22 protein-coding genes are annotated in these 23,975 nt (G+C 72.9%); 17 read left to right on the top strand and 5 right to left on the bottom strand.

What is annotated here, in order from left to right; translation table 11 throughout:
- Window positions 1-190 precede the first annotated feature (190 nt).
- The 3 genes from NOD94_RS21775 to NOD94_RS21765 are packed head-to-tail and all read left to right on the top strand — an operon-like array spanning window position 191 to window position 2,641.
- Complete coding sequence (locus tag NOD94_RS21775) at window positions 191-643, top strand: hypothetical protein (RefSeq protein WP_281207702.1); 453 nt, start codon at window positions 191-193, stop codon at window positions 641-643.
- Window positions 633-1,847: an MAB_1171c family putative transporter gene (locus tag NOD94_RS21770; RefSeq protein ID WP_281207701.1), complete on the top strand. Its 1,215-nt coding sequence runs from the start codon at window positions 633-635 to the stop codon at window positions 1,845-1,847. The genes NOD94_RS21775 and NOD94_RS21770 overlap by 11 nt, the downstream gene beginning before the upstream one ends.
- 14 nt (window positions 1,848-1,861) lie before the next feature.
- Window positions 1,862-2,641: an SDR family oxidoreductase gene (locus NOD94_RS21765; protein WP_281207700.1), complete on the top strand. Its 780-nt coding sequence runs from the start codon at window positions 1,862-1,864 to the stop codon at window positions 2,639-2,641.
- A 219-nt stretch (window positions 2,642-2,860) separates the two neighbouring features.
- Here the strand turns inward: NOD94_RS21765 and NOD94_RS21760 are convergent, their stop codons facing one another.
- Together NOD94_RS21760 and NOD94_RS21755 are read right to left on the bottom strand one after the other, a co-directional pair.
- Entirely contained in the window at window positions 2,861-4,498 is a 1,638-nt protein-coding gene (locus tag NOD94_RS21760) for an ABC-F family ATP-binding cassette domain-containing protein (protein WP_281207699.1), read from the bottom strand.
- 33 nt (window positions 4,499-4,531) lie between these two features.
- Complete coding sequence (locus tag NOD94_RS21755; protein ID WP_281207724.1) at window positions 4,532-5,794, bottom strand: SLC13 family permease; 1,263 nt, start codon at window positions 5,792-5,794, stop codon at window positions 4,532-4,534.
- A gap of 145 nt (window positions 5,795-5,939) precedes the next feature.
- Here NOD94_RS21755 and NOD94_RS21750 point away from each other — a divergent pair, with 145 nt between their 5' ends.
- Window positions 5,940-6,914, top strand: coding sequence for a GlxA family transcriptional regulator (locus tag NOD94_RS21750; RefSeq protein WP_281207698.1), 975 nt, complete (start codon window positions 5,940-5,942; stop codon window positions 6,912-6,914).
- Window positions 6,915-7,039: 125 nt separating this feature from the next.
- Complete coding sequence (locus NOD94_RS21745) at window positions 7,040-7,675, top strand: DJ-1/PfpI family protein (RefSeq protein WP_281207697.1); 636 nt, start codon at window positions 7,040-7,042, stop codon at window positions 7,673-7,675.
- Here NOD94_RS21745 and NOD94_RS21740 read toward each other — a convergent pair.
- Entirely contained in the window at window positions 7,653-8,411 is a 759-nt protein-coding gene (locus NOD94_RS21740) for an enoyl-CoA hydratase/isomerase family protein (RefSeq protein ID WP_281207696.1), read from the bottom strand. The genes NOD94_RS21745 and NOD94_RS21740 overlap by 23 nt on opposite strands.
- 340 nt (window positions 8,412-8,751) lie before the next feature.
- On the opposite strand from NOD94_RS21740, the gene NOD94_RS21735 reads away from it, so the two are divergent.
- Window positions 8,752-9,249, top strand: coding sequence for an ATP-binding protein (locus NOD94_RS21735; protein ID WP_281207695.1), 498 nt, complete (start codon window positions 8,752-8,754; stop codon window positions 9,247-9,249).
- A gap of 110 nt (window positions 9,250-9,359) precedes the next feature.
- On the opposite strand, the gene idi is transcribed toward NOD94_RS21735, so the two are convergent.
- Both idi and NOD94_RS21725 read right to left on the bottom strand, forming a co-directional pair.
- On the bottom strand, window positions 9,360-9,959 hold the full coding sequence (gene idi / locus NOD94_RS21730; protein WP_281207694.1) for an isopentenyl-diphosphate Delta-isomerase: 600 nt from the start codon (window positions 9,957-9,959) through the stop codon (window positions 9,360-9,362).
- 142 nt (window positions 9,960-10,101) lie between these two features.
- A complete protein-coding gene (locus NOD94_RS21725) occupies window positions 10,102-11,340 on the bottom strand; it encodes a bifunctional class I SAM-dependent methyltransferase/N-acetyltransferase (RefSeq protein WP_281207723.1) in 1,239 nt (412 codons plus the stop codon).
- Between the two features lie 399 nt (window positions 11,341-11,739).
- Here NOD94_RS21725 and NOD94_RS21720 point away from each other — a divergent pair, with 399 nt between their 5' ends.
- From NOD94_RS21720 to NOD94_RS21670, 11 genes are all read left to right on the top strand, one after another.
- Window positions 11,740-13,518 (top strand): DUF5941 domain-containing protein, encoded by a 1,779-nt coding sequence (locus tag NOD94_RS21720; RefSeq protein ID WP_281207722.1) that lies wholly within the window; start codon window positions 11,740-11,742, stop codon window positions 13,516-13,518.
- Window positions 13,515-14,267, top strand: coding sequence for a phosphocholine cytidylyltransferase family protein (locus NOD94_RS21715; RefSeq protein ID WP_281207693.1), 753 nt, complete (start codon window positions 13,515-13,517; stop codon window positions 14,265-14,267). Before NOD94_RS21720 ends, NOD94_RS21715 begins: the two co-directional genes overlap by 4 nt.
- Complete coding sequence (locus NOD94_RS21710; protein WP_281207692.1) at window positions 14,255-15,316, top strand: iron-containing alcohol dehydrogenase family protein; 1,062 nt, start codon at window positions 14,255-14,257, stop codon at window positions 15,314-15,316. Before NOD94_RS21715 ends, NOD94_RS21710 begins: the two co-directional genes overlap by 13 nt.
- Window positions 15,294-16,073 carry a CDP-alcohol phosphatidyltransferase family protein gene (locus NOD94_RS21705; protein ID WP_281207691.1) on the top strand — a complete coding sequence of 260 codons (780 nt, stop codon included), beginning with the start codon at window positions 15,294-15,296 and terminating at the stop codon, window positions 16,071-16,073. Before NOD94_RS21710 ends, NOD94_RS21705 begins: the two co-directional genes overlap by 23 nt.
- Entirely contained in the window at window positions 16,070-16,963 is an 894-nt protein-coding gene (locus NOD94_RS21700) for a glycosyltransferase (RefSeq protein ID WP_281207690.1), read from the top strand. Before NOD94_RS21705 ends, NOD94_RS21700 begins: the two co-directional genes overlap by 4 nt.
- A gap of 96 nt (window positions 16,964-17,059) precedes the next feature.
- A complete protein-coding gene (locus NOD94_RS21695; RefSeq protein WP_281207689.1) occupies window positions 17,060-17,989 on the top strand; it encodes an ABC transporter permease in 930 nt (309 codons plus the stop codon).
- Window positions 17,982-18,764, top strand: coding sequence for an ABC transporter ATP-binding protein (locus tag NOD94_RS21690; protein ID WP_281207688.1), 783 nt, complete (start codon window positions 17,982-17,984; stop codon window positions 18,762-18,764). Before NOD94_RS21695 ends, NOD94_RS21690 begins: the two co-directional genes overlap by 8 nt.
- A gap of 389 nt (window positions 18,765-19,153) precedes the next feature.
- The gene (gene hpnC / locus NOD94_RS21685; RefSeq protein WP_281207721.1) at window positions 19,154-20,086 is read left to right on the top strand and encodes a squalene synthase HpnC; all 933 of its coding nucleotides are present in this window, start codon (window positions 19,154-19,156) and stop codon (window positions 20,084-20,086) included.
- Window positions 20,087-20,094: 8 nt separating this feature from the next.
- Entirely contained in the window at window positions 20,095-21,045 is a 951-nt protein-coding gene (hpnD, locus tag NOD94_RS21680; RefSeq protein ID WP_281207687.1) for a presqualene diphosphate synthase HpnD, read from the top strand.
- 139 nt (window positions 21,046-21,184) lie between these two features.
- Complete coding sequence (hpnE, locus tag NOD94_RS21675; protein WP_281207686.1) at window positions 21,185-22,576, top strand: hydroxysqualene dehydroxylase HpnE; 1,392 nt, start codon at window positions 21,185-21,187, stop codon at window positions 22,574-22,576.
- Window positions 22,573-23,745 carry a polyprenyl synthetase family protein gene (locus tag NOD94_RS21670; RefSeq protein WP_281207685.1) on the top strand — a complete coding sequence of 391 codons (1,173 nt, stop codon included), beginning with the start codon at window positions 22,573-22,575 and terminating at the stop codon, window positions 23,743-23,745. Before hpnE ends, NOD94_RS21670 begins: the two co-directional genes overlap by 4 nt.
- Window positions 23,746-23,975 lie beyond the last annotated feature (230 nt).

Below are 23,975 nucleotides of genomic sequence, written 5' to 3'. Positions count from 1 at the left end.
TTCGTCCAGTGCGGACGGGTGTTCCGTCTTTCCCTCCGGGACCGCCCCCCGAGGCCGCCTCAAGGCACAGGACCTTATGCCGATGCCCCCGCACGCCTACCGACGCTGCCCGAGAAAGGGTTCGAAGAGGGACCACATGCCCCATGGGGATCTCAGCCTCCGCAAACGGTGCGAGTTGATTCTCGGCCATATGGACCTGCCGCATCCGTTTTCGCTCGACGGACTGTGCGCACGCGTCGCCGAACAGCGCGGCCGGCCCATCCGGCTGCACCCGCTGCCCCCCGAGGCAGCCGAATCCGGGGTGTGCGGCCTGTGGGTGGGGACCGCGAGCGTCGACCACGTCTTCTACGAGGCCCGCACCACCCCGCTGCACCGGGAGCACATCGTGCTCCACGAGCTCGGTCACATCCTCTTCGGCCACCACTCCCTCGACGCCGAGGAGACCGACGGCCGGGCGCCCGTGGTCCTGGGCCGCACCAACTACAGCAGCCTCCAGGAACGGGAGGCGGAACTGCTCGCGAGCATGATCCGCACCCGCGCCCCCGGCCCGCGCCGGCCCCGCCCGGCCGGCACGCCCCGGGGCGCCCTCGCCCGGCTGGAGTCCGCCATGGGGTACGAGCGGGGTCGGCGCGATGGCGGCTGACCTCGCCGCCTTCGGGGACTGGCTCGCGGTACCGAGCGTGGTGTGCCTGTGGGTCGCCGTCCTGCTGCGCGCCCCCGGCGCCCTGCGCTCGCCGCAGCAACGCGGACTGTGGCTCGCCGTCGCCACCGCCGCCGCCGCGATGACCCTCAACCTGCCCGAGGTCGTCGCCCACGCCACGAGCCGCGACCCCGGATACGCGCACGCCGTCGGCCTCGTCCGCAACCTCATCGGGGTCCTGTCCGCCGGCGCCGTGCTCTACTTCGTGGCCGCCGCCACCGGCGGGCGCGCCCTCCAGCGCGCCGCCTGGGCCGGAACCCTGCTGTGGTCGGCCGTCCTGCTCACCCTGGACGCCTCCGCGCCCGGGCACGCGAGCCACACCATCCCGCCCACCGGCGACCCGGTGCCCTCCCTCGCCTACTGGCTCGTCCTGATCTCCGCCCACCTGATCGCCAACACCATCTGCGTGACCGTCTGCCGGCGCTACGCCCACCGGACGGAGAGCCGCGCACTCGCCGCCGGACTGCGACTGTTCGGCCTCGGCACCGCCCTCGCCGGGCTGTTCTGGTTCGCGTACCTCCTCAAGGCCCTGTTCGCGAACACCTGGGCGATGCCCGCCCTGCCGCTGCTGATGAACCTGCACGGCCTGCTGCGGGCCGCCGCGATCCTGGTGCCGACCCTGTTCACCCTGCGCCGCACCACCGCCGACGTCACCACCGCCTGGCGGCTGTGGCCGTTGTGGCGGGACCTCGTCGAAGCCGTCCCGCACGTGGTGCTCTCCCCGCCCCGGGCCGGCCGGGTGCTGGAGCTGCTGTGGCCGCCGCTGCCGCGCGGCCTGTTGGTCTACCGCAAGGTCATCGAGACCCGTGACGCGATCCTGGTGCTCGGCGAGTACGTGGACCGGGGCGTGCCCGAGCTCGCGCGCGACCACGTCGCCGGGAGCGGGATCCCCGAGCAACGGCGGACGGCCGCCGCGCTGGCCTGCGTACTGAAACAGGCCCGGCAGGCGAAGCTCGCCGGACTGCCCGGCCGGCCGGGCGCCGGATCCCTGGAACTGCCGGCCGAGATCCGGACGTCGGCCGAGGGCGGGGACCTGGAGGGCGAGGCCGGGTTCCTGGTGGACGTCGCCCACGCCTGGGCCGCGCCCGGTACCGCCGCCTTCACCGCATCCAGGGCCGCCGGCGCTCCCGGCAGCCCGAACCCGTAGGAAGTGGAACCGCCTTGACCACCGTTCTGATCACCGGAGCCAGTGCCGGACTCGGCGCCGCCTTCGCGCGCGGCTTCGCCGCCAAGGGCTGCGACCTGATCCTCGTCGCCCGCGACAAGGCCCGGCTGGAGTCCCTGGCCGCGGAGCTCGGCCGCGAGTTCGGCGCCGGCTGCGAGGTGCTGCCCGCCGACCTGCTGGACGGGCGGCAGTGCGCCGCCGTCGCCGAACGGCTCGCCGACCCGACCCGGCCCGTCGACGTACTCGTCAACAACGCCGGATTCGGGCTGCCGGCGCCCTTCCCGTACAACCCCGTCGAGGACGAGGAGCGGATGCTCGACCTCCTCGTGAAGGTCCCGCTGCGGCTCACGCACGCCCTGCTGCCCGGTCTGCGCGCACGCCGCCGCGGCGCCGTGCTCAACGTGGCCTCGGTCGCCGCGCTGCTGCCGACCGGGACGTACGGGGCCGCCAAGGCCTGGGTGACAGCCTTCAGCGAATCGCTGCGGGTCGACATGGAACCGTACGGGGTCCGGGTGCTCGCGGTGGTGCCGGGCTTCACCCGCACCGAGTTCCAGCAGCGCGCCGGCATGGACGTCAGCGCGCTGCGCGACGCGGTCTGGCTGGAGCCCGATGCCGTCGTGGCCAAGGCCCTGCGCGACCTGGCCCGACGCCGACCGGTGAGCATCACGGGCCGCCGCTACCAGGCGTACGCCCTCGCCGCCCGCCACCTGCCGCGCGGCTTCGTGGCCCGCAGGATGGCCCGCACCCGCAGGCCACCCGCCGGATCCGACGAGTGAGCGCGCCGGTGTAGCGGGCCCGCGAGGCCCTGCGGTCCGGGGCGAAGGCGTGCGCGACGCTCGTACGCCTACCGGTCTGTGAGCGGGGGGACCCGGTCCGGTACTGGGCGACGCTGGGCACGGCGGGCGTGCTGCTCGCCGCGTGGCTGCCGCCGGGCGACCCGGAGGTCGCCCGACGGGTGCGGGAAGCGCGCGAACGCTGTGCCCGCGAGGCCGCCGCTACAGCTCGGTGACCTTGCCGTCGACGACCTCCAGGCGGCGGGTCACGTGGACGGCGTCCAACATCCGGCGGTCGTGCGTGACCAGCAGCAGGGTGCCCTCGTAGGCGTCCAGGGCCGCCTCCAGCTGCTCGATCGCCGGCAGGTCGAGGTGGTTCGTCGGCTCGTCGAGCACGAGGAGGTTCACGCCGCGCCCCTGGAGCAGTGCCAGCGCCGCCCGGGTGCGTTCGCCGGGGGAGAGCGTCGCCGCGGTGCGCAGGACGTGCGCCGCCTTCAGGCCGAACTTGGCCAGCAGGGTGCGCACCTCCGCCGGCTCGGTGTCCGGGACCGCCGCGCAGAAGGCCTCCAGCAGCGGCTCGTCGCCGAGGAACAGACCGCGGGCCTGGTCCACCTCACCGACCAGGACTCCGGAGCCGAGGGTCGCTGCGCCGGAGTCCGGGGCGAGCCGGCCCAGCAGGACCGCGAGGAGGGTGGACTTGCCGGCGCCGTTCGCCCCGGTGATCGCGACCCGGTCCGCCCAGTCGATCTGCAGGCTCGCGGGACCGAACGCGAAGTCCCCGCGCCGCACGGCCGCCTCGCGCAGGGTGGCCACCACCGACCCGGAGCGCGGGGCCGCCGCGATCTCCATGCGCAGCTCCCACTCCTTGCGGGGCTCCTCGACGACGTCCAGCCGCTCGATCGCGCGCTGCGTCTGGCGCGCCTTCGCGGCCTGCTTCTCGCTGGACTCGCCGCGCAGGTTCTTGCCGATCTTGTCGTTGTCGGAGGACTTGCGGCGGGCGTTGCGCACGCCCTTGTCCATCCAGTTGCGCTGCATCTGCGCCCGGCCCTCGAGGGCGGCCTTCTTGCCCGCGTACTCGTCGAACTCCTCACGGGCGTGGCCCCGGGCCCGCTCGCGCTCCTCCAGGTAGGAGTCGTAACCGCCGCCGTAGAGGTTGATCTGCTGCTGCGCCAGGTCGAGTTCGAGGACCTTGGTGACGGTCCGCGTGAGGAACTCGCGGTCGTGGCTGATCACGACCGTGCCCGCGCGCAATCCCTTGACGAACTGCTCCAACCGCTCCAGACCGGCCAGGTCCAGGTCGTTGGTGGGCTCGTCCAACAGGAACACGTCGTACCGGGACAGCAGCAGCGACGCCAGACCGGCGCGGGCCGCCTGGCCGCCGGACAGCGCGGTCATCGGCAGGTCCAGGCCCACGCCGAGGCCCAGCTCACCCGCGACCTCCTCGGCCCGCTCGTCGAGGTCGGCGCCACCGAGGTTCAGCCACCGGTCGAGGGCGTCCGCGTACGCGTCGTCCGCGCCCGGGGTGCCGTCCACGAGTCCCTGCGTGGCCGCGTCCAGCTCGGCCTGCGCGGCGGCGACGCCGGTACGGCGGGCGAGGAAGTCCCGAACCGACTCGCCGGGACGCCGATCGGGCTCCTGGGGCAGGTGACCGACGGCGGCGCCGGGCGGGGAGAGCCGCAGCTCACCGGTCTCCGGAGCGTCGAGCCCGGCGAGGAGCCGCAGCAGGGTCGACTTCCCGGCGCCGTTGACGCCGACGAGTCCGATGACGTCGCCGGGCGCGACGACGAGGTCGAGATCGGCGAAGAGCGTGCGCTCACCGTGCGCGGCGGTGAGGTTCTTGGCGACGAGGGTTGCAGTCATGATGCCCCGATCCTATCCGCGCCCGCGGGGGCCTCAGGTGCCGATCAGCCGTAGCCCCGCCCACAGGGCCGTGACCGCCGCCACCAGGCCAAGCGGGGTGGTGAGCAGCCCGAGCCGGGTGAACTCGCCGAGCCCGACGCGTTCGCCGTGCGCCTGCAGGATCCGCCGCCACAGCAGCGTGGCCAGCGAACCCGCGTACGTGAGGTTCGGGCCGATGTTGACCCCGATCAGCACGGCCAGCACCGGTCCCGCCCCGCCCGGCGCGGCCAGCGGCAGCAGCGCGAGCACCGCGGGCAGGTTGTTGATCAGGTTGGCGAGGACGGCGGCCACGCCGGCCACGGCGAGCAGCGCGGGCAGGGAGTCCCCGGCCGGCAGCACCCGCTCCAGCCCGTCACCGAGTCCGTGGTCCACCACGGCCCGCACGACGACGCCCAGCGCGAGCACGAACACGCAGAAGGCGGGCGCGGCCGCCCTCACCAGCCGGACCGGCGTGGTCTCACGCCGCCGCAGCGCCCGTACGGCCAAGGCCACCGCCCCGGCCAGCGCCGCCCAGGCGGGGCTCGCCCCCGCGAAGGACGTCACGACGAAGCCGGCCAGCGTCAGGACCAGCACCGCGAGCGCGAAGCGCGGCATCGCCACCCGCTCCACGGCGTCCGGGGCGTGCTCGGGCGGGGCCTTCAGGTCGGTGCGGAAGAAGCGGCGGAACACCACGTACTCCACCCCGATCGCCACCGCCCACGGCAGGGCCATCAGCGCGGCGAACCGGGTGAAGGACAGCCCGCTCGCCGCGAAGGCGAGCAGGTTGGTCAGGTTCGACACGGGAAGCAACAGCGACGCCGAGTTCGCCAGGTGCGCGGTGGCGAAGACGTACGGCCGCGGCCGCGACCCGAGGTGGGCGGCCGTCGCAAGGACCACCGGCGTCAGCAGCACCACGGTGGCGTCCAGGCTCAGCGTGGCGGTGACCAGCGAGGCCACCAGGAACACCGGGCCCAGCAGCGTCCCGGGCTCCCGCCCCGCCGACCGCCGGGCCACGGTCGCGCCGACGGCCCGGAACAGCCCCTCGTCGGCGCACAGCTGGGCGAGGACGAGGATCACGGCCAGGAACCCGACCACGGGCAGCAGCTCCCGCAGCTGCCCCCAGGCGTCGGCGGGGGAGACCACGCCGAGGGCGACGAGCAGCGCGGCGGCCGGTACCGCCGCCGCCGCCTCCGGCAGCCCGCGCGGGCGCAGCACGGCGAAGGCCAGCACCCCGAGGAGGGCGGCGACCGACAGGGACTCGGCGAGGACGGTGTTCAGGGCGGGACTCCGGTACGGGGGCGGCCGGGATCCGGGCGGGAACCTGCGGCGGGGTGTCCCGGAAGGATCGCACGGTCGACGGCATGGCCGGATGGGTGGGATGCCCGTCATTGCGGCCACCCGCCCGAGGTCACACCATGGAGGCATGTCGCTGCGAAACGTGCTCGTCGTCCTCTACGACGGGGTCCAGAGCCTGGACGTGACCGGTCCGGTCGAGGTGTTCAGCGGCGTCGCCCGGTGCCCGGGCAGGGACGGGTACGCGATCACCACGGTGTCCCCGGACGGTGCGGCCGTACGGACGGACAGCGGGCTGACCCTGGTCCCGGACGGGGACCTGGAGAGCGCCCGGCCCGGCCCCGGGACCACCCTGCTGGTACCCGGCGGGCAGTACTCGGCTCGTTTCGAGCCCCGGCTCACCGACTGGCTCCGGGCGTACGGCGCACGCGCGGAACGGCTGGTGGCCGTGTGCTCCGGCGCCCTGCTGCTCGCCGAGGCCGGGCTGCTCGACGGCAGGCGGGCCACCTCGCACTGGGACGTGTGCGAGCGGATGGCCGGGGACTACCCGGCGGTGACGGTGGATCCCGACCCCATATACGTCCGCGACGGCCCCGTGGCCACCTCGGCGGGGGTGACCGCGGGGATCGACCTCGCGCTCGCCCTGGTGGAGGAGGACTTCGGCCGCGACGTCGCCCTGCTCATCGCCCGCCACCTCGTGGTGTTCCTGCGCCGACCCGGCAACCAGGCCCAGTTCAGTGCCCAGCTCGCCGCTCAGACGGCCCGCCGGGAGCCGCTGCGGGACGTCCAGCAGTGGATCACCGAGCACCCCGCCGGGGACCTCGGGGTGGAGGCGCTCGCCGCCCGCGCAGCCCTTTCGCCGCGGCACTTCTCCCGGGCCTTCCGGGCCGAGACCGGGGTGACGCCGGGGCGTTACGTCGAGCGGGTCCGGGTGGAGCACGCCCGGCGGCTCCTGGAGGACGGCCGGGACGGGGTGGCGCAGATATCCAGGGAGTGCGGCTACGGCACCCCCGAGGCGCTCCGCCGGGCGTTCGTCAGAGCCCTGGGACAGTCCCCGGCCGAATACCGGCGCCGCTTCGGCCCGCAGCCCGCGCCCCGGCCCTGACCGCCCCGGTGGCCCGCCCAGGAGCCCCACGCGGTCACCGACAGCCCGCACCCGCACTCGTACTCGTACCCGCATCCGGAACCGGACCCGGAACCGGTCCGCCCCGTCAAAGCTCCGGAGGAGCCATGCAGATCGCCGTACTGCTCTACGACCGCTTCACCGCACTCGACGCCGTCGGCCCCTTCGACACCCTCGGCCGGCTCGACGGCGCGGAGACCGTCTTCGTCTCCGAACGCCCCGGGCCGGTGCGGACCGACAACGGTTCGCTCGCCCTCGTCGCGGACCGGGCGCTGGGCGAGGTCACCCGGCCCGACATCGTCGTCGTGCCCGGCGGTCCGCACCCCGAGGTGGAGATGAAGAACCCCGCGGTCCTCGATTGGCTGCGCGGGGTCGACGCCACCACCACCTGGACCACCTCCGTCTGCACCGGCTCCCTGCTGCTGGCCGCCGCCGGGCTGCTCGACGGGCGCCGGGCCGCGAGCCACTGGCTCTACCTGGACCGGCTGGTCCCCTTCGGCGCCGAGCCCACCGGGGAGCGGGTGGTGTACGACGGCAAGTACGTCACCGCCGCCGGGGTGTCGTCCGGCATCGACATGGGCCTCGGCCTGCTGGGCCGGATCGCCGGCGACACGTACGCGCAGACCGTCCAGCTGATGTGCGAGTACGACCCCCAGCCGCCGTACGACGCCGGTTCCCCGGACAAGGCCCCGGCCGAAATCGTCGCCCGGCTGCGCGGCTCTAATCCACTGACGGCCGGCTGAAGAGCGGCGCGCGGCGCTCCAGGAACGCGGCGACGCCCTCCGCGGCGTCGCCGCTCGCCGCGGCCCGCTCGGACCAGTGGGCGTCCCGGTCGGTGCGGCCGTCCACGAACTCCTTGGCCGCCGCCTGGGTCAGCCAGGAGCGGGTGGTCAGCACACGGGTGAACTCGGCCACCCGCTTGCCGAGTTCGCCGGCGGGCAGCAGTTCGTTCAGGAAGCCGGCCCGCAAGGCCTGCTCCGCGTCGATCAACTCGGCGGAGAACAGCAGGTACTTGGCCCAGGCCGGGCCGACCACCGAGGCCAGTCGCCGGGTGGAGGAGGCCGGATAGACGATGCCCAGCTTCGCCGGGGTCACCCCGAAGGACGCCCCCTGCTCGGCGAAGCGCAGGTCGCAGGCCGCCGCGAGCTGGCTCCCGCCGCCCACGCAGTACCCCCGGATCGCCGCGACGGTCGGCTTCGGGAACGCGGCGAGGGCCTCCTCCGCGGCCACGGAAAGGGCCTGGGGGTCGTCGTCCCCGGTGAGCGAGGAGATGTCGGCGCCCGCGCAGAACGTGGCACCGGCCCCGGTCAGCACCAGCACGCGTACGGCCGGATCGGCGGCGAGACCCGGCAGCAGCGCGGGCAGTGCCCGCCACATCGACGCGGTCATGGCGTTGCGTTTGGCGGGGTGCGAGATGACGACGGTGGCCACCCCGTCGGCCACGGTGTGGGAGAGGGCTGCGTCCCGGGCTGCGTCCATGCGCCGGATGCTATCCGGGCCCGCCGGTACTGGATCAAGGGGGAGTCCGAGCCCGGGGGCGCGGAAAGCGGTGGCCCCGGGATTCGGTGCCCGGCGGATCCGCGGCCCGGTCAGGGAGGACGAGGTGGCGGGCGGGCCGGACGCGGCGGACGGGACGGGGAGACCATCCGTAAAGCGCCCGAACAGGATCAGGAACAGTCCAACAACTGACTCTGTCATACGCCAGTGGTCAGAAAGTGTCCGATTGACGCTGACTTCTGGTCAGGGGTCCGGTCCGGACCAGGCTGTTCCCCACTCTTGACGCGTGGAGACGATCGAGCGCGAAGACGGGGGCCGGAAAATGACAGACAGCGGGAACGTCCCGCCAGCCGGGGGAGGTGAGGCGCCTGCTCCGGCGGACCCCCTCGCGTACGAGGGAGTGTGGCGCTTCACCGCGCCGGCGGTAGAAGAATCCGTTCCGCAGGCCCGCCGCGCGGTCCGTGACCTGCTCGGCCGGCAGGGCGTACCGGCCCATCAGGACCTCGTGTACTCCCTGCTGCTGATCGTCTCCGAACTGGTGACGAACTCCGTGCGGCACGCGGCCCTGCTCTCCCCGGAGGTGGCCGTCGAGGTCGCGGTGGGTCGCGAGTGGGTACGGGTGGCCGTCGAGGACAACCACCCGTACCGCCCCAAGGCGCTGGAGGCCGACTTCGGCCAGACCGGCGGCCGGGGCCTGCTCCTCGTCCGCGAGGTGACGCTGGAGGCCGGCGGGGTCTGCGACGTCGAGCACACCTCGACCGGCGGCAAGGTGATCTGGGCCGCCCTGCCCCTGACCGCCCCGCGCAACCCCACGTCCTGACCGGCCCGTGCGGAACGACGGGCCGGCGGCCCGGGGTGTCCCACCGTTCAGGTACGTCCCACCACCCGCCGGCGTCCCGCCGGTTCGGGGACGCCCTGCCCGCGGACGACCTACCAGCCCGCGTTGTCGCCGGTCAGCTCGCGGATCGCGGGCCTCGCCGCGTCCAGCACGGTCATGAACCAGGCCGAGAACGGCACCTCGGCGTGCCGCTTCGCCAGTTCCTCGGCGGTGACGAACGCGGTGTCGCCGACCTCCTCCGGATCCGGCTCCGGTCCGGCCTGCGCGAGTCCCACGAACAGGTGGTTGTACTCCTGCTCTACCAGCCCGGACGCGGGGTCCGGATGGTTGTAGCGCACGGTCCCGGCCTCCGCGAGCAGCGACGGCGACAACCCCAACTCCTCATGGGTCCGCCGGGCCGCCGCCGCGAACGGGGACTCGCCGGGGTAGGGGTGACCGCAACACGTGTTCGACCAGACGCCGGGGGAGTGGTACTTCCCGAGGGCGCGCTGCTGGAGCAACAGTCGGCCCTGCTCGTCGAAGAGGAACACGGAGAACGCCCGGTGCAGCAGACCGGGCGCCTGGTGGGCGGACAACTTCTCCGCCGTACCGATGGTGTTGCCGGCTTCGTCGACCAGTTCGAGCATGATCGCTTCCTGAGTGCCGGCGCCGGGGGACCCGCTCTGCGCGGCGGTGGCTGGTGTGGTCGGCATACCCATCCTTCGCTTCGGACTTCGACCTTCAGTCTGCCGTACAAAAGGGGCTCATCCCCACTTCGCGTGATCCACGCATGTCCGCCCCCCATCGCGTGATAGGCGATGGGGGGCGGAGCGTCAGTCCGTCACGCGCGGTGGATCAGACACCGAACGGCGCGGGGTAGCGGATGGTGCCGGTCGGGACCGGCAGCCGGTCGTCCAGCACGAGCGCCATCATGGCCCCGTCCGGTACCTCGAAGGGCGCCCGGATCCCGAACCGCGACGCCGGAGCGAAGCCGAAGCGCGGGTAGTACTCGGGATGTCCGAGGACCAGGACCAGCGCCTCGCCCCGCTCCCGGGCCGCCGCGAGCAGGGCCCGTACGACGGAACTCCCGGCCCCCGAACGCTGCAGCGCGGGATCGGTCGCGACCGGGGCGAGCGCGAGCGCCGGTACGCCGTCCACCTCGCAGCGGGTCAGCAGGGCGTGCGCCGCCACCGACCCGTCGGGTGCCTCGGCGACGTACGAGAGCCCCGGCAGCCAGGACGCGTCGGCGCGCAACGCGTCCACGAGGTCGGCCTCCAACGGGCTCTCGAAGGCGGCCAGGTTGACGGCGCGTACGGCGGCCACGTCGGCCGGGGTCTCCGGCCGGGCGGGCCACCGCCCGTCGTCGCCGTCGGTCACCGGGCTCAGGACGTAGCCCGTGTACCCGTACTCGTGCCCGTGCCGCACCCGTACGTCGAGCTCCTCGCGCACGGCCGCGAGCGCGACCCCCGCCGCGGCGGTCGGGGCTTCGGCGGTCCGGACGCGTTCGCCGAGCGGGCCGTAGTACTCGGCCCAGTCGGAGTCCGGTTGGGGGTGGACTCCCAGCACGCGGTACCCGGCCGCCTGGACGGCGGCGAGGTGGCGGGCGGGGAAGCGCAGCGGGTACTGCGGGTCCCAGAAGGCCCGCGCCCCGGCGGAGGGCTCCGCCGCGGTCCACTCGCACTCGCTCAGCACGAGGGTGCCGCCGGGTGCGAGCAGTCGCCTCCACCGGGCGAGTGCCCGGTCGAAGCCGAGGACGTAGGCGGAACCCTCCGCCCACACGAGGTCGAACGAGCCGTCCTCGTAGGGGAGTGCGCCCATGTCCGCGTTGACGGCCCGGACGCGGTCGCCGAGCCCGCGGGCCGCGGCGGCGGCGCGCAGCTCGTCGAGGAACGGTTCGTACAGGTCGACGGCGGTCACCTCGGCGAGGCCCGCGCCGCCCGCCTCGGCGGCGAGCAGCAGGGCGCTGCGGCCGGGGCCGCAGCCGATGTCGAGGACGCGCGGCCGCTCGGGCAGCGGTCCGCACAGGGACAACAACCGGCGCGTGGACGCGTCGGAGCCCGGGGACTGCCGGGGCAGACCCCGGTGCAGCTCCATGAAGGCCGCGAAGACGGCCTCGTCGGAGGTGTCCGGAGAGAAAGGGGTGGTGCTGGTGTGGTCGGTCAACGTGAACCCTTGAGGAAGGGGCTCCGGCCGACGGGGTCGATCGGTCCGATCAGACCCGGCCGGACGCCCGGAAGGAAGTGGTGATGTCCCGGAGCTCGCCGCGCATGGCCGCGATCGCTACGACGGTCATCAACCCCACCTCTTTCCCGCTCGTGTGCCGACCAGATGTTCACGGACGCGTTTACACAAGTCGAACGCGTCTTCGTCCACCGTAACATCCGGCCGTAAACAGCTGATGAATGCCGGCTTCCATTCATCCGATAGCCTCTGCCGACGTGCCGCCGCCCCTCGCGGCGGCCGTCCCGTACGCGCTGCAAGGAGTGAGTTCGTCTGCCGACCGTCATCCTCACCGGCCCGCCGGTACCCGGATCGCCGCTTGCGGACGAGCTGCTGTCGCTCGGGTTCGACGTCCGCCCGGTCACCGGTCCAGAAGACACCGCCGCGGCCCTGGCCGACGTACCGGCCGATCAACGCGTGGCCGTCGTCGACAGCGCCTTCGTCGGGCACGTCCACGCACTGCGCCTCGCACTGACCGACCCGCGCTTCGACGCCTGCGCCGTGACCGGCGCACTCGCCGTACGGGGCGACGCCCGCGCCGCCCTCGACGAGGCCGCGGCCCTCGCGCCCGAGGCGCTGGGCGCCGGGCCCTACCCCGACCGGCTCGCGGCCGCCGTCGAAGACTCCGGTACGACGGTCCAGCGGCCCGAACTGGGCACGCTCGTCGCCGCCGTACCCGCCGGGGAGGCGGAGCGCGAGAGCGCCGTCGCCGCCGTCGCGGCCGTGGACGACGAGGCCGTCCGGTTGCGGACCGCGGTCAAGTCCCGCGACGGGTTCTTCACCACCTTCTTCATCAGCCCCTACTCGCGCTACATCGCCCGCTGGTGCGCGCGCCGCGGCCTCACCCCGAACCAGGTCACCACGGCCTCGCTGATCACCGCGCTGATCGCGGCGGGCTGCGCCGCCACCGGTGACCGCTGGGGCTACGTCGCGGCCGGTGTGCTGCTGCTCGTCTCCTTCGTCCTGGACTGCACCGACGGGCAGCTCGCCCGCTACTCGCTCCAGTACTCGACGATGGGCGCCTGGCTCGACGCGACCTTCGACCGCGCGAAGGAGTACGCCTTCTACGCGGGCCTCGCGCTCGGCGCGGCCAGGAACGGCGACGACGTCTGGGGCCTGGCCCTCGGCGCGATGATCCTCATGACCTGCCGGCACGTCGTCGACTTCTCCTTCAACGAGGCGAACCACGACGCGACCGCCAACACGAGTCCCACCGCGGCCCTCTCCGGCCGGCTCGACAGCGTCGGATGGACGGTCTGGGTCCGGCGGATGATCATCCTGCCGATCGGTGAGCGTTGGGCGATGATCGCGGTCCTGACCGCCCTCACCACCCCCCGCACGGTCTTCTACGCGCTCCTCATCGGCTGCGCCTTCGGGGCCCTCTACACGACCGCCGGTCGCGTCCTGCGCTCCCTGACCCGCAAGGCGACCCGCACCGACCGGGCGGCGCAGGCCCTCGCGGACCTCGCCGACTCCGCTGTGCTCGCCTGGACCTCCCGGCGGCCCGGCAAACGGCCCGACCGGGCCGCCGTGTGGCTGGCCGGGCTCGCTTCGCTGCTGATGACCGGCGCCGCCGTCACCCGCGACTTCGGTGACCCCTGGCTGATCGGGACGGCTCTGGTCTACGTCCTGGTCTCCGGCGCGGCGGTGGACAGGCCCCTCAAGGGCCCCCTCGACTGGCTGATCCCGCCGTTCTTCCGGTTCGCCGAGTACGTGACGGTCCTCGTCCTCGCCTGGAAGGCGGACGTCCCCGGGGCCCTTCCCGCCGCATTCGGACTGGTCGCGGCGGTCGCCTACCATCACTACGACACGGTCTACCGCATCCGCGGTGGCTCGGGCGCGCCCCCGCACTGGCTGGTGCGGACGACCGGCGGCCACGAGGGCCGGGTCCTGCTGACCGTGGTCCTGGCCACCGTCCTCGCCCGTGACGCGTTCCCCGTCGCGCTCACGGCCATGGCCGTGTTCGTGGCACTGGTGGTGCTCGTGGAGAGCATCCGCTTCTGGGTCTCCTCCGGAGCACCCGCCGTACATGACGAAGGAGAACCAGCATGATCGGCCTTGTACTCGCTGCCGGTGCCGGACGCCGCCTGCGTCCCTACACCGACACCCTGCCCAAGGCCCTCGTGCCCGTCGGCCCCGAGGGCCAGGAGGAGAGCCTGACGGTCCTCGACCTGACGCTCGGCAACTTCGCGGAGGTCGGCCTCACCGAGGTCGCGATCGTCGTCGGCTACCGCAAGGAGGCCGTGTACGAGCGCCGCGAGGCCCTGGAGGCCAAGTACGGCGTCAAGATCACGCTGATCGACAACGACAAGGCCGAGGAGTGGAACAACGCCTACTCCCTGTGGTGCGCCCGTGACGTCATCAAGCAGGGCGTGATCCTCGCCAACGGCGACACCGTCCACCCCGTGTCCGTCGAGAGGACGCTGCTCGCCGCCCGCGGCGAGGGCCGGAAGATCATCCTCGCCCTCGACGCGGTGAAGAGCCTCGCCGACGAGGAGATGAAGGTCGTCACCGCCGAGGGCCAGGGCGTGCGGAAGATCACGAAGCTGATGGACCCGGCCGACGCGACGGGCGAGTACATCGGCGTCACGCTCATCGAGCCCGAGGCCGCCGAGCAGCTGGCCGAGGCCCTGAAGACCACCTTCGAGCGCGACCCCGACCTCTACTACGAGGACGGTTACCAGCAGCTCGTGAACGACGGCTTCACCATCGACGTCGCTCCCATCGGCGACGTCAAGTGGGTCGAGATCGACAACCACGACGACCTCGCCAAGGGCCGGACGATCGCATGCCAGTACTGACGCGGCTGATCCCCTCGCCGGTTGTCGTCGACATCAGCCGAGGGGCGATGGACGACCTGGCCGGCCTGCTCGCCGACCAGCGCATCTCCGCGTCCGGCAAGCTCGCCATCGCGATCAGCGGGGGCTCCGGCCAGGCGCTGCGCGCCAAGCTGGAGCCCGTCCTGCCGCACGCCGACTGGTACCCGGTCGTCGACGGCACCATCGACTCCGCGGTCAAACTGGCCGACGACATAAAGGGCCGCCGCTACGACGCCGTCGTGGGCCTGGGCGGCGGCAAGATCATCGACGTGGCGAAGTACGCCGCGGCGCGGGTCGGCCTGCCCATGGTGGCCGTCGCCACCAACCTGTCGCACGACGGGATCTGCTCCCCGGTGTCCATCCTGGACAACGACAACGGGCGCGGCTCCTACGGGGTGCCCACCCCGATCGCGATGGTCATCGACCTCGACGTGATCAAGGACGCCCCGGTGCGGTTCATCCGCGCGGGGATCGGCGACGCGATCTCCAACATCTCGGCCATCGCCGACTGGGAGCTCTCGCACGCGATCACCGGCGAGGCCGTCGACGGCCTGGCGGCCGCGATGGCCCGCACCGCGGGCGAGTCCGTGCTCCGCCACCCCGGTGGTTGCGGAGACGACGAGTTCCTCACCGTGCTCTCCGAGGCCCTCGTGCTCTCCGGCATCGCCATGTCGATCAGCGGCGACAGCAGGCCCTCCTCCGGCGCCTGCCACGAGATCAGCCACGCCTTCGACCTGCTCTACCCGGGCCGCTCCGCGCTGCACGGCGAGCAGGTCGGCATCGGCGCGGCCTTCGCCATGCACCTGCGGGGGGCCGCCGAGAAGGCCGGACTCTTCGTCGAGGTCCTGCGCGGCCACGGACTGCCCGTGCTGCCCGAGGAGATCGGGTTCAGCGTCGAGGAGTTCGTCGCGGCCGTCGAGTACGCCCCCCAGACCCGTCCGGGACGCTTCACGATCCTGGAACACCTCAACCTGTCCGCCGCCGAGATCAGGGACGCTTACTCCGACTATGCCAAGACCATCCGTAGCTGAACTCCGGCCCGTCGTTCACCCGGCGGGCGTGAAGGACCGGCGCAGCGGGGAGCACTGGGGCGGCCGCCTGTACATGCGCGAGATCTCCCTGCGCATCACCCGCCTGTTGGTCACCACCAAGGTCACGCCGAACCAGCTGACCTACGTGATGACCCTGGCCGGCGTCCTCGCCGCACCGGCCCTGCTGGTGCCCGGCGTGTGGGGCGCCGTCCTCGGCGTGGTCATGGTCCAGCTGTACCTGCTGCTCGACTGCGTCGACGGCGAGGTCGCCCGCTGGAAGAGGCAGTTCTCGCTGTCCGGGGTGTACCTCGACCGCGTCGGCGCCTACCTGTGCGACGCGGCGGTCCTGGTCGGCTTCGGCCTGCGCGCCTCCGACCTGTGGGGCACCGGCCGCATCGACTGGCTGTGGGCCTTCCTGGGCACCCTCGCGGCGCTCGGCGCGATCCTGATCAAGGCCGAGACCGACCTGGTCGGCGTCGCCCGCCACCAGGTGGGCAAGCCTCCCGTCCAGGAGGCCGCCTCCGAGCCGCGTTCCTCCGGCATGGCCCTGGCCCGCCGGGCCGCGGCCGCGCTGAAGTTCCACCGGCTGGTCCTGGGCATCGAGGCCTCCCTCCTCATCCTGCTGCTGGCCGTGCTCGACCAGGTCCGGGGCGACCTGTTCTTCTCCCGGCTCGGCGTCGCCGTCCTCGCCGGCATCGCCCTGCTCCAGACCGTGCTCCACCTGGTCTCCGTCCTCGCGTCGAGCAGGCTCCGGTGAGCGCCCCGCCGCGCGTCGGCGCGGTCGTCATCACCATGGGCAACCGCCCCGACGACCTCAAGGCCCTGATCGAGTCGGTCGCCCGGCAGGACGGCGACCCGGTCGAGGTCGTCGTCGTCGGGCAGGGCGTGGCCCTCACCGCGGAGACGGGCGTCCCCGAGGGCGTCCGCACCGTCGAGCTGCCCGAGAACCTGGGCATCCCCGGCGGCCGCAACGCGGGCATCGAGGCCTTCGGACCCGGTGGCCGCGACGTGGACGTCCTGCTCTTCCTGGACGACGACGGGCTGCTGGAGCGCACCGACACCGCCGAACTGTGCCGCCAGGCCTTCACCGAGGACCCGCGGCTCGGCATCGTCAGCTTCCGCATCGCCGACCCCGACACCGGCGAGACCCAGCGTCGGCACGTCCCCCGGCTGCGCGCCTCGGACCCGATGCGCTCGTCCCGCGTCACCACCTTCCTGGGCGGCGCGAACGCCGTCCGCACGAAGGTGTTCGAGCAGGTCGGCACCCTGCCGGGCGAGTTCTTCTACGCCCACGAGGAAACCGACCTGGCCTGGCGCGCCCTCGACGCCGGGTGGTCGATCGACTACCGGGCGGACATGGTGCTGCTGCACCCGACGACCGCCCCCTCCCGGCACGCGGTCTATCACCGTATGGTGGCCCGTAACCGGGTGTGGCTCGCACGCCGCAACCTGCCCGCCCCGCTGGTCCCGGTGTACCTGGGCGTCTGGCTCGCGCTGACGCTGGTGCGCAAGCCGTCGGCGCCTGCCCTCAAGGCCTGGTTCGGCGGCTTCAAGGAGGGCTGGACCACCCCCTGCGGTCCCAGACGTCCGATGAAGTGGCGTACCGTGTGGCGGCTGACCCGGCTCGGCCGACCGCCTGTCATCTGACAAGCCCGTGTCTGCGACGATGGGCCCGGTTCACGGGTCCTTCGTTCCAGCCCGATGCCCCTTCTGCCGCATCTTGAAGACGGAAAGTTTCGACTTGTGAGTGACACAACCCACGACGGCGCCATCGCCACGAGCAGGCCGGTGTCCGAAGACGCGGGACTGAGCCCCGAGGAGCTCGCCAGGAAGTACGGCCTGTCCGTGAGCGGGGCCCGTCCCCCTCTGGGCGCGTACGTCCGGGAGCTGTGGGGGCGGCGCCACTTCATCATGGCGTTCTCCCGGGCCAGGCTGGTCGCCCAGTACAGCCAGGCGAAGCTCGGCCAGGTCTGGCAGGTGGCGACCCCCCTGCTGAACGCGGCCGTCTACTGGCTGATCTTCGGCCTGATCCTCGGCGCGGGCAAGGAGATGCCCGAGGGCGTCTACGTCCCGTTCCTGATGATGGGCATCTTCGTCTTCACCTTCACGCAGAGCTCGGTGATGGCGGGCGTGCGGGCGATCTCCGGCAACCTCGGCCTGGTGCGCGCCCTGCACTTCCCCCGTGCCGCCCTGCCGGTGTCCTTCTCGTTGCAGCAGCTCCAGCAGCTGATGTACTCGATGGTGGTCGTCTTCGTGATCGCCGTGTGCTTCGGCAACTACCCGCGGCTCTCCTGGCTGCTGGTGATCCCGACGCTGGCGCTGCAGTTCGTCTTCAACACCGGCCTCGCCATGATCTTCGCGCGGATGGGCTCCAAGACCCCCGACCTCGCGCAGCTCATGCCGTTCGTGATGCGCACCTGGATGTACGCCTCCGGCGTGATGTTCCCGATCGGCATCTACCTCAAGGACCAGCCGCAGTGGATCAGCGACGTGCTGCTGTGGAACCCCGTCGCGATCTACATGGACCTCATCCGGTTCGCGTTGATCGACGACTACGGCGCGAGCAACCTGCCCCCGCACGTCTGGCTCTTCGCCGTGGGCTGGGCCGTGGTGATCGGCCTCGGCGGCTTCGTGTACTTCTGGAAGGCTGAGGAGCGTTACGGCCGTGGCTGAAAAGACCGACGGGCACGTCCCGACAGTGATCGCGGACGACGTCCACATCGTCTACCGGGTCAACACCGGCGGCGCCGGCAAGGGCGCGGCCACCGCCGCGCTCAGCAAGATCGTCCGACGCCGCAAGGGCGAGGCCCCCGGCGTGCGCCGGGTGCACGCGGTGCGCGGCGTCTCCTTCACCGCGTACCGCGGCGAGGCCATCGGCCTGATCGGCTCGAACGGCTCCGGCAAGTCCACCCTGCTCCGCGCCATCGCCGGGCTGCTGCCCTGCGAGTCCGGCAAGGTCTACACGGACGGCCAGCCGTCCCTGCTCGGCGTCAACGCCGCGCTGATGAACGACCTGACGGGCGAGCGCAACGTCGTCCTCGGCGGACTCGCGATGGGCATGACCCGCGAGCAGATCAAGGAACGCTACGAGGACATCGTCGACTTCTCGGGGATCAACGAGAAGGGGGACTTCATCTCCCTTCCGATGCGCACCTACTCCTCCGGAATGGCGGCGCGCCTGCGCTTCTCGATCGCGGCCGCCAAGGACCACGACGTCCTGATGATCGACGAGGCGCTCGCCACCGGTGACCGGAAGTTCCAGGTCCGCTCCGAGGCGCGCATCCGCGAACTGCGGGAGAAGGCCGGCACGGTCTTCCTCGTGAGCCACAACAACAAGTCCATCCGCGACACCTGTAGCCGGGTGCTGTGGCTGGAGAAGGGCGAACTCCTGATGGACGGGCCCACCGAGGAAGTCGTCTCGGCGTACGAAAAGGCCACCGGCCACTGACCGGCGGGATCTTCGTAGGTCCCGGGGCCCCTGCCGCCAAGCGCGGTGGGGGCCTCGGCGTGCGGGAGCACCGGGGAGCGGGATGTGCGGCCGCGACGCAATTCGGGGCGGGGCGACATTCCGTGCTCCGGTGAATACCCGATAGGCCTCCGCGACGTTGTACAGCGTAAGCTGGACCAGTTCTCAATCGCGCCAAGAGGGGACGATTCCCCGCAGCCGAAACTCCCCGGGTACCCCGGGTAAACTCCGGCGGCGTGTCCGAAATAGGATGACTTGGGTCGGCAGTGTAGAACGGGAGATGTGACGGCAATGGCTACGGGAATTCTCCGGCCCCCAGGCACAGTGGCCGTCCCCGCCCCGGGCGGCGGGCGGTGACCCCCGGGCACGGCATCCGGCCCGGCGGCCCCGGAGTCCCCGACGGGACCCTCGACCCCCACGCGCGCGCCACTCTCCGCAAGGCCGCGGCGGAGAACTTCCCCGTCGCCCCCGCGTTCCTTCCCCGCGCCTGGCGCGACGGCCTGATGGCGGTCTACGGGTACGCCCGCCTCGTCGACGACATCGGCGACGGGGACCTCGCCCCGGGTGGCCGCGACGCGGTGTTCCTGGGCCTCGACCCGGCGGCCGCGGACGACCGCTCCGCCATGCTCGACGCCCTCGAAGCCGACCTCCTGCGCGTCTTCGGCGGCACCGACGGGCCCCCGCGCCACCCCCTGCTGTCCGCCCTCCCGCCCGTCGTGCGAGCCCACGGCCTCAGCCCCGAACCCTTCCTCGGGCTCATCGAGGCCAACCGCCAGGACCAGCGGGTCGCGCGCTACGAGACGTACGCGGAACTCCTGGCCTACTGCGAGCTCTCCGCGAACCCCGTCGGCCGCCTCGTCCTCTCCCTCACCGGCACGAGCACCCCCGAGCGCGTCCGCCTCTCCGACGCCGTGTGCACCGGCCTGCAGATCGCCGAGCACCTCCAGGACGTCACCGAGGACCTCGGCCGCAACCGCGTCTACCTCCCCGCCGAGGACATGCGCCGCTTCCACGTCACCGAGGCCGATCTCAAGGCGCCGTCCGCCGGCGCCTCCGTACGCGCCCTGATCGCCTTCGAGGCCGAACGCGCGCGCGGGCTCCTGGCCGAGGGCACCCCGCTCGTGGGCAGCGTCCACGGCAGGCTCCGGCTGTTGCTCGCGGGCTTCGTGGGAGGAGGGCGCGCCGCCCTGAGAGCGGTCTCGGACGTCGGGTTCGACGTACTTCCCGGACCGCCCAAGCCCACCCGGAGCGGCCTGCTCCGCGAGGTGGCCGCCGTCCTGCGCACAGCGCCGAGAAAGGGGTGAGCCCGAACGTGGAGGGCCCCACACACGCGTCCGTACCGTCCGCACCCGTCATCGCGGCCTACAGCTACTGCGAGGCCGTGACCGGAACGCAGGCACGCAACTTCGCGTACGGCATCCGGCTGCTGCCCACCGACAAGCGGCAGGCGATGTCCGCGCTGTACGCCTTCTCCCGGCGCGTCGACGACATCGGCGACGGCACCCTCCCCCCGGAGGCGAAGCTCGCCCGGCTGGAGGAGACCCGCGCGCTCCTCGGCCGCGTCCGGGCCGACGAGATCGACGAGGACGACACCGACCCGGTCGCCGTCGCCCTCGCGCACGCCGCGCGCCGCTTCCCGATCCCGCTCGGCGGACTCGACGAACTCATCGACGGGGTCCTGATGGACGTCCGCGGTCAGGAGTACGAGACCTGGGACGACCTCAAGGTCTACTGCCGCTGCGTCGCCGGAGCCATCGGCCGGCTCTCCCTCGGCGTGTTCGGCACCGTGCGCGGCGCGGGCCCCGAAGCGGCCCGCGCCGACGAGTACGCCGACGTCCTCGGCCTCGCCCTGCAACTCACCAACATCCTGCGCGACGTCCGCGAGGACGCCGCCAACGGACGCACCTACCTGCCCGCCGAGGACCTCGCCAAGTTCGGCTGCTCCGAAGGATTCCGCGGCGACCGGGCCCCCGCCGGCTCCGACTTCGCCGGACTCGTCCACCACGAAGTCCGGCGCGCCCGCGCCCTGTTCGTCGAGGGCTACCGGCTACTGCCCCTGCTCGACCGGCGCAGCGGCGCCTGCGTGGCCGCCATGGCCGGCATCTACCGCCGCCTCCTCGACCGCATCGAGCGCGAGCCCGAGGCCGTCCTGCGCGGCCGTGTCTCGCTGCCGACGCACGAGAAGGCGTACGTCGCCGTACGCGGCCTGTCGGGCCTCGACGCGCGCACCATCTCGCGCCAGAGCACGCGGAGGCGGATCTGATGCACCGCACCACCGACCCCGGCGCCGCCGGCCACCGGGCAACCACCCGGGCCGCAGTCGCGTCTTCCCCGTCGGGCTCCGCCGGACGGGCCCCCGCGCCGGTGCGCCCGGCAGGGCACCGCATCGCGGGGGAGGGGTCATGAGCGGCAGCCAACGGCGCGGCGAGGACCGCGCCGTCGTCGTGGGCGGCGGACTCGCCGGAGTCAGCGCCGCCCTCGAACTCGCCGACGCCGGACTGCGGGTCACCCTCCTCGAAGGGCGCCCGCGGCTCGGCGGCCTCGCGTTCTCCTTCAAGCGCGGCGACCTGACCGTCGACAACGGCCAGCACGTCTACCTCCGCTGCTGCACCGCCTACCGGTGGTTCCTCGACCGCGTGGACGGAGCCGGCCTCGCCCCGCTCCAGGACCGGCTCGACGTCCCCGTCCTCGACGTCGCCCACCCGCGCGGCCCCCGCCTCGGGCGGTTGCGCCGCAGCGCCCTGCCCGTACCCCTGCACCTTGCCGGGGCACTGGCCCGCTACCCGCACCTCTCCCTCGCCGAGCGGGCCTCCGTCGGGCGCGCCGCCCTCGCGCTGCGCCGCCTCGACCCCACCGACCCGGCCCTCGACGGACTCGACTTCGCCACCTGGCTCCGCCGCTACGGCCAGTCCCCGCGCACCATCGAGGCGCTGTGGGACCTCGTCGGCATCGCCACGCTCAACGCCACCGCCGAACAGTCCTCGCTGGGCCTGGCCGCCATGGTCTTCAAGACCGGGCTGCTCTCCGAGAACGGCGCGGCCGACATCGGCTGGGCCAAGGTCCCGCTCGGTGACCTCCACGACACCCTCGCCCGCAAGGCGCTCGACAAGGCCGGCGTGACGACCGGACTGCGCACCCGCGTCACCGCCGTCTCCCGTACCGGAGAAGGTGCCTGGCGGGTCGACACCGAGGACGGGTCCTTCGACGCGGACACCGTCGTCCTCGCCGTCCCCCAGCGCGAGGCGCACGCCCTGCTGCCCGCGGGAGCCCTGCCCGACCCGGACAAGCTCCTCGACATCGGCACCGCGCCCATCCTCAACGTCCACGTCGTCTACGACCGCAAGGTGCTCAAGCAGCCCTTCTTCGCGGCCCTCGGCTCGCCCGTCCAGTGGGTCTTCGACCGCACCGACGCCTCCGGCCTCACCGACGGCGGCCAGTACCTGGCCCTGTCCCAGTCGGTCGCCCAGGACGACATCGAGGAGCCCGTCGCGGCCCTGCGCGCCAAGTACCTGCCCGAGCTGGAGCGGCTGCTGCCCGCCGCGCGCGGAGCGAAGGTACGGGACTTCTTCGTCACCCGGGAACGGACCGCGACCTTCGCCCCCGCGCCCGGAGTCGGCCGGCTGCGCCCCGGCCCGCGGACCGACACGCCGGGGCTCTACCTCGCCGGAGCGTGGACCGCGACCGGCTGGCCCGCGACCATGGAGGGGGCCGTGCGCAGCGGCCTCGGCGCGGCACACAGCGCGCTCGCCGCGCTCGGGCGTCCCGCCGAACACCCGCTGCAGGAGGCGGTATGACGACCGGCACCAGCACCACCGCCACAGGCACAGCACGAACAGCACGTACAGGAACCAGAGGAGAGCCAGTGAACCCGGGGAACCCGGCTGTCGAGAACACGGCTGCCAGTGTGGGCACGGCCGGAGGGGGCCTGGAGAAGGCGGACACGCTCGCGCTCCTGGAACGCGGCCGCACGCTGTCGACTCCCGTGCTCCGCGCCGCAGTGGACCGGCTCGCGGCGCCCATGGACACCGTCGCCGCCTACCACTTCGGCTGGATCGACGCCGACGGCAACGCTGCCGACGGTGACGGCGGCAAGGCCGTCCGTCCCGCCCTCGCGCTGCTCTCCGCCGAAGCCGCGGGGGCCGCGGCCGAGGTCGGGATCCCCGGCGCCGTCGCCGTGGAACTCGTCCACAACTTCTCGCTGTTGCACGACGACCTGATGGACGGCGACGAGCAGCGCCGCCACCGCGACACCGTGTGGAAGGTCCACGGCCCGGCCCTGGCCATCCTCGTCGGCGACGCCCTCTTCGCGCTGGCCAACGAGGTCCTGCTGGAACTGGGAACCGTCGAGGCCGGCCGCGCGGCCCGCCGCCTGACGACCGCCAGCCGCAAGCTCATCGACGGCCAGGCCCAGGACATCTCCTACGAGCACCGCGAGCGCGTCAGCGTCGAGGAGTGCCTGGAGATGGAGGGCAACAAGACCGGCGCCCTCCTCGCCTGCGCGGTGTCCATCGGCGCCGTCCTCGGTGGTGCCGACGACCGCACCGCCGACAAGCTGGAGGAGTACGGCTACCACCTCGGCCTCGCCTTCCAGGCCGTCGACGACCTCCTCGGTATCTGGGGCGACCCGGAGGCCACCGGCAAGCAGACCTGGAGCGACCTGCGCCAGCGCAAGAAGTCCCTGCCCGTCGTCGCCGCCCTCGCGGCCGGCGGACCCGCCTGCGAGGAGCTCGGCCGGCTGCTCACCGCCGACGCCAAGAGCAACGACTTCGAGAACTTCTCCGAGGAGGAGTTCGCGGCCCGCGCCGCCCTCATCGAAGCCGCGGGCGGCCGCCAGTGGACCGCGGACGAAGCACGCCGCCAGCACGCGATCGCCATCCGCGCACTGGACGACGTCGACATGCCGCAGCGGGTGCGCGACCAGCTCGTCGCCCTCGCCGACTTCGTCGTCGTGCGCAAGAGGTGATCGCCGCCCGAATGCGGATATCGCGCTAGTCGCCGGCCGGCGCCGCACCTGTTAGGCGCACACCGGCCGACGGCAGACCCCAGCACAGCAGAGGACACTGCAGACTGCACGGAGGGGAAGCCATGACAGCGACGACCGACGGCGGCGGTGCGATGGCCGGCGGCGCCGAACCGCGACACGACGGCGGCCGGGCCCCGGCCGACGCCGCCCGGACGGCGGCCGGGAGATCG

Source organism: Streptomyces sp. Isolate_45 (assembly GCF_024721315.2).
Classification (GTDB): domain Bacteria; phylum Actinomycetota; class Actinomycetes; order Streptomycetales; family Streptomycetaceae; genus Streptomyces.
The sequence above is the reverse complement of the archived record's forward strand: the minus strand, read 5'-3'. Positions and strand labels throughout refer to the sequence as shown.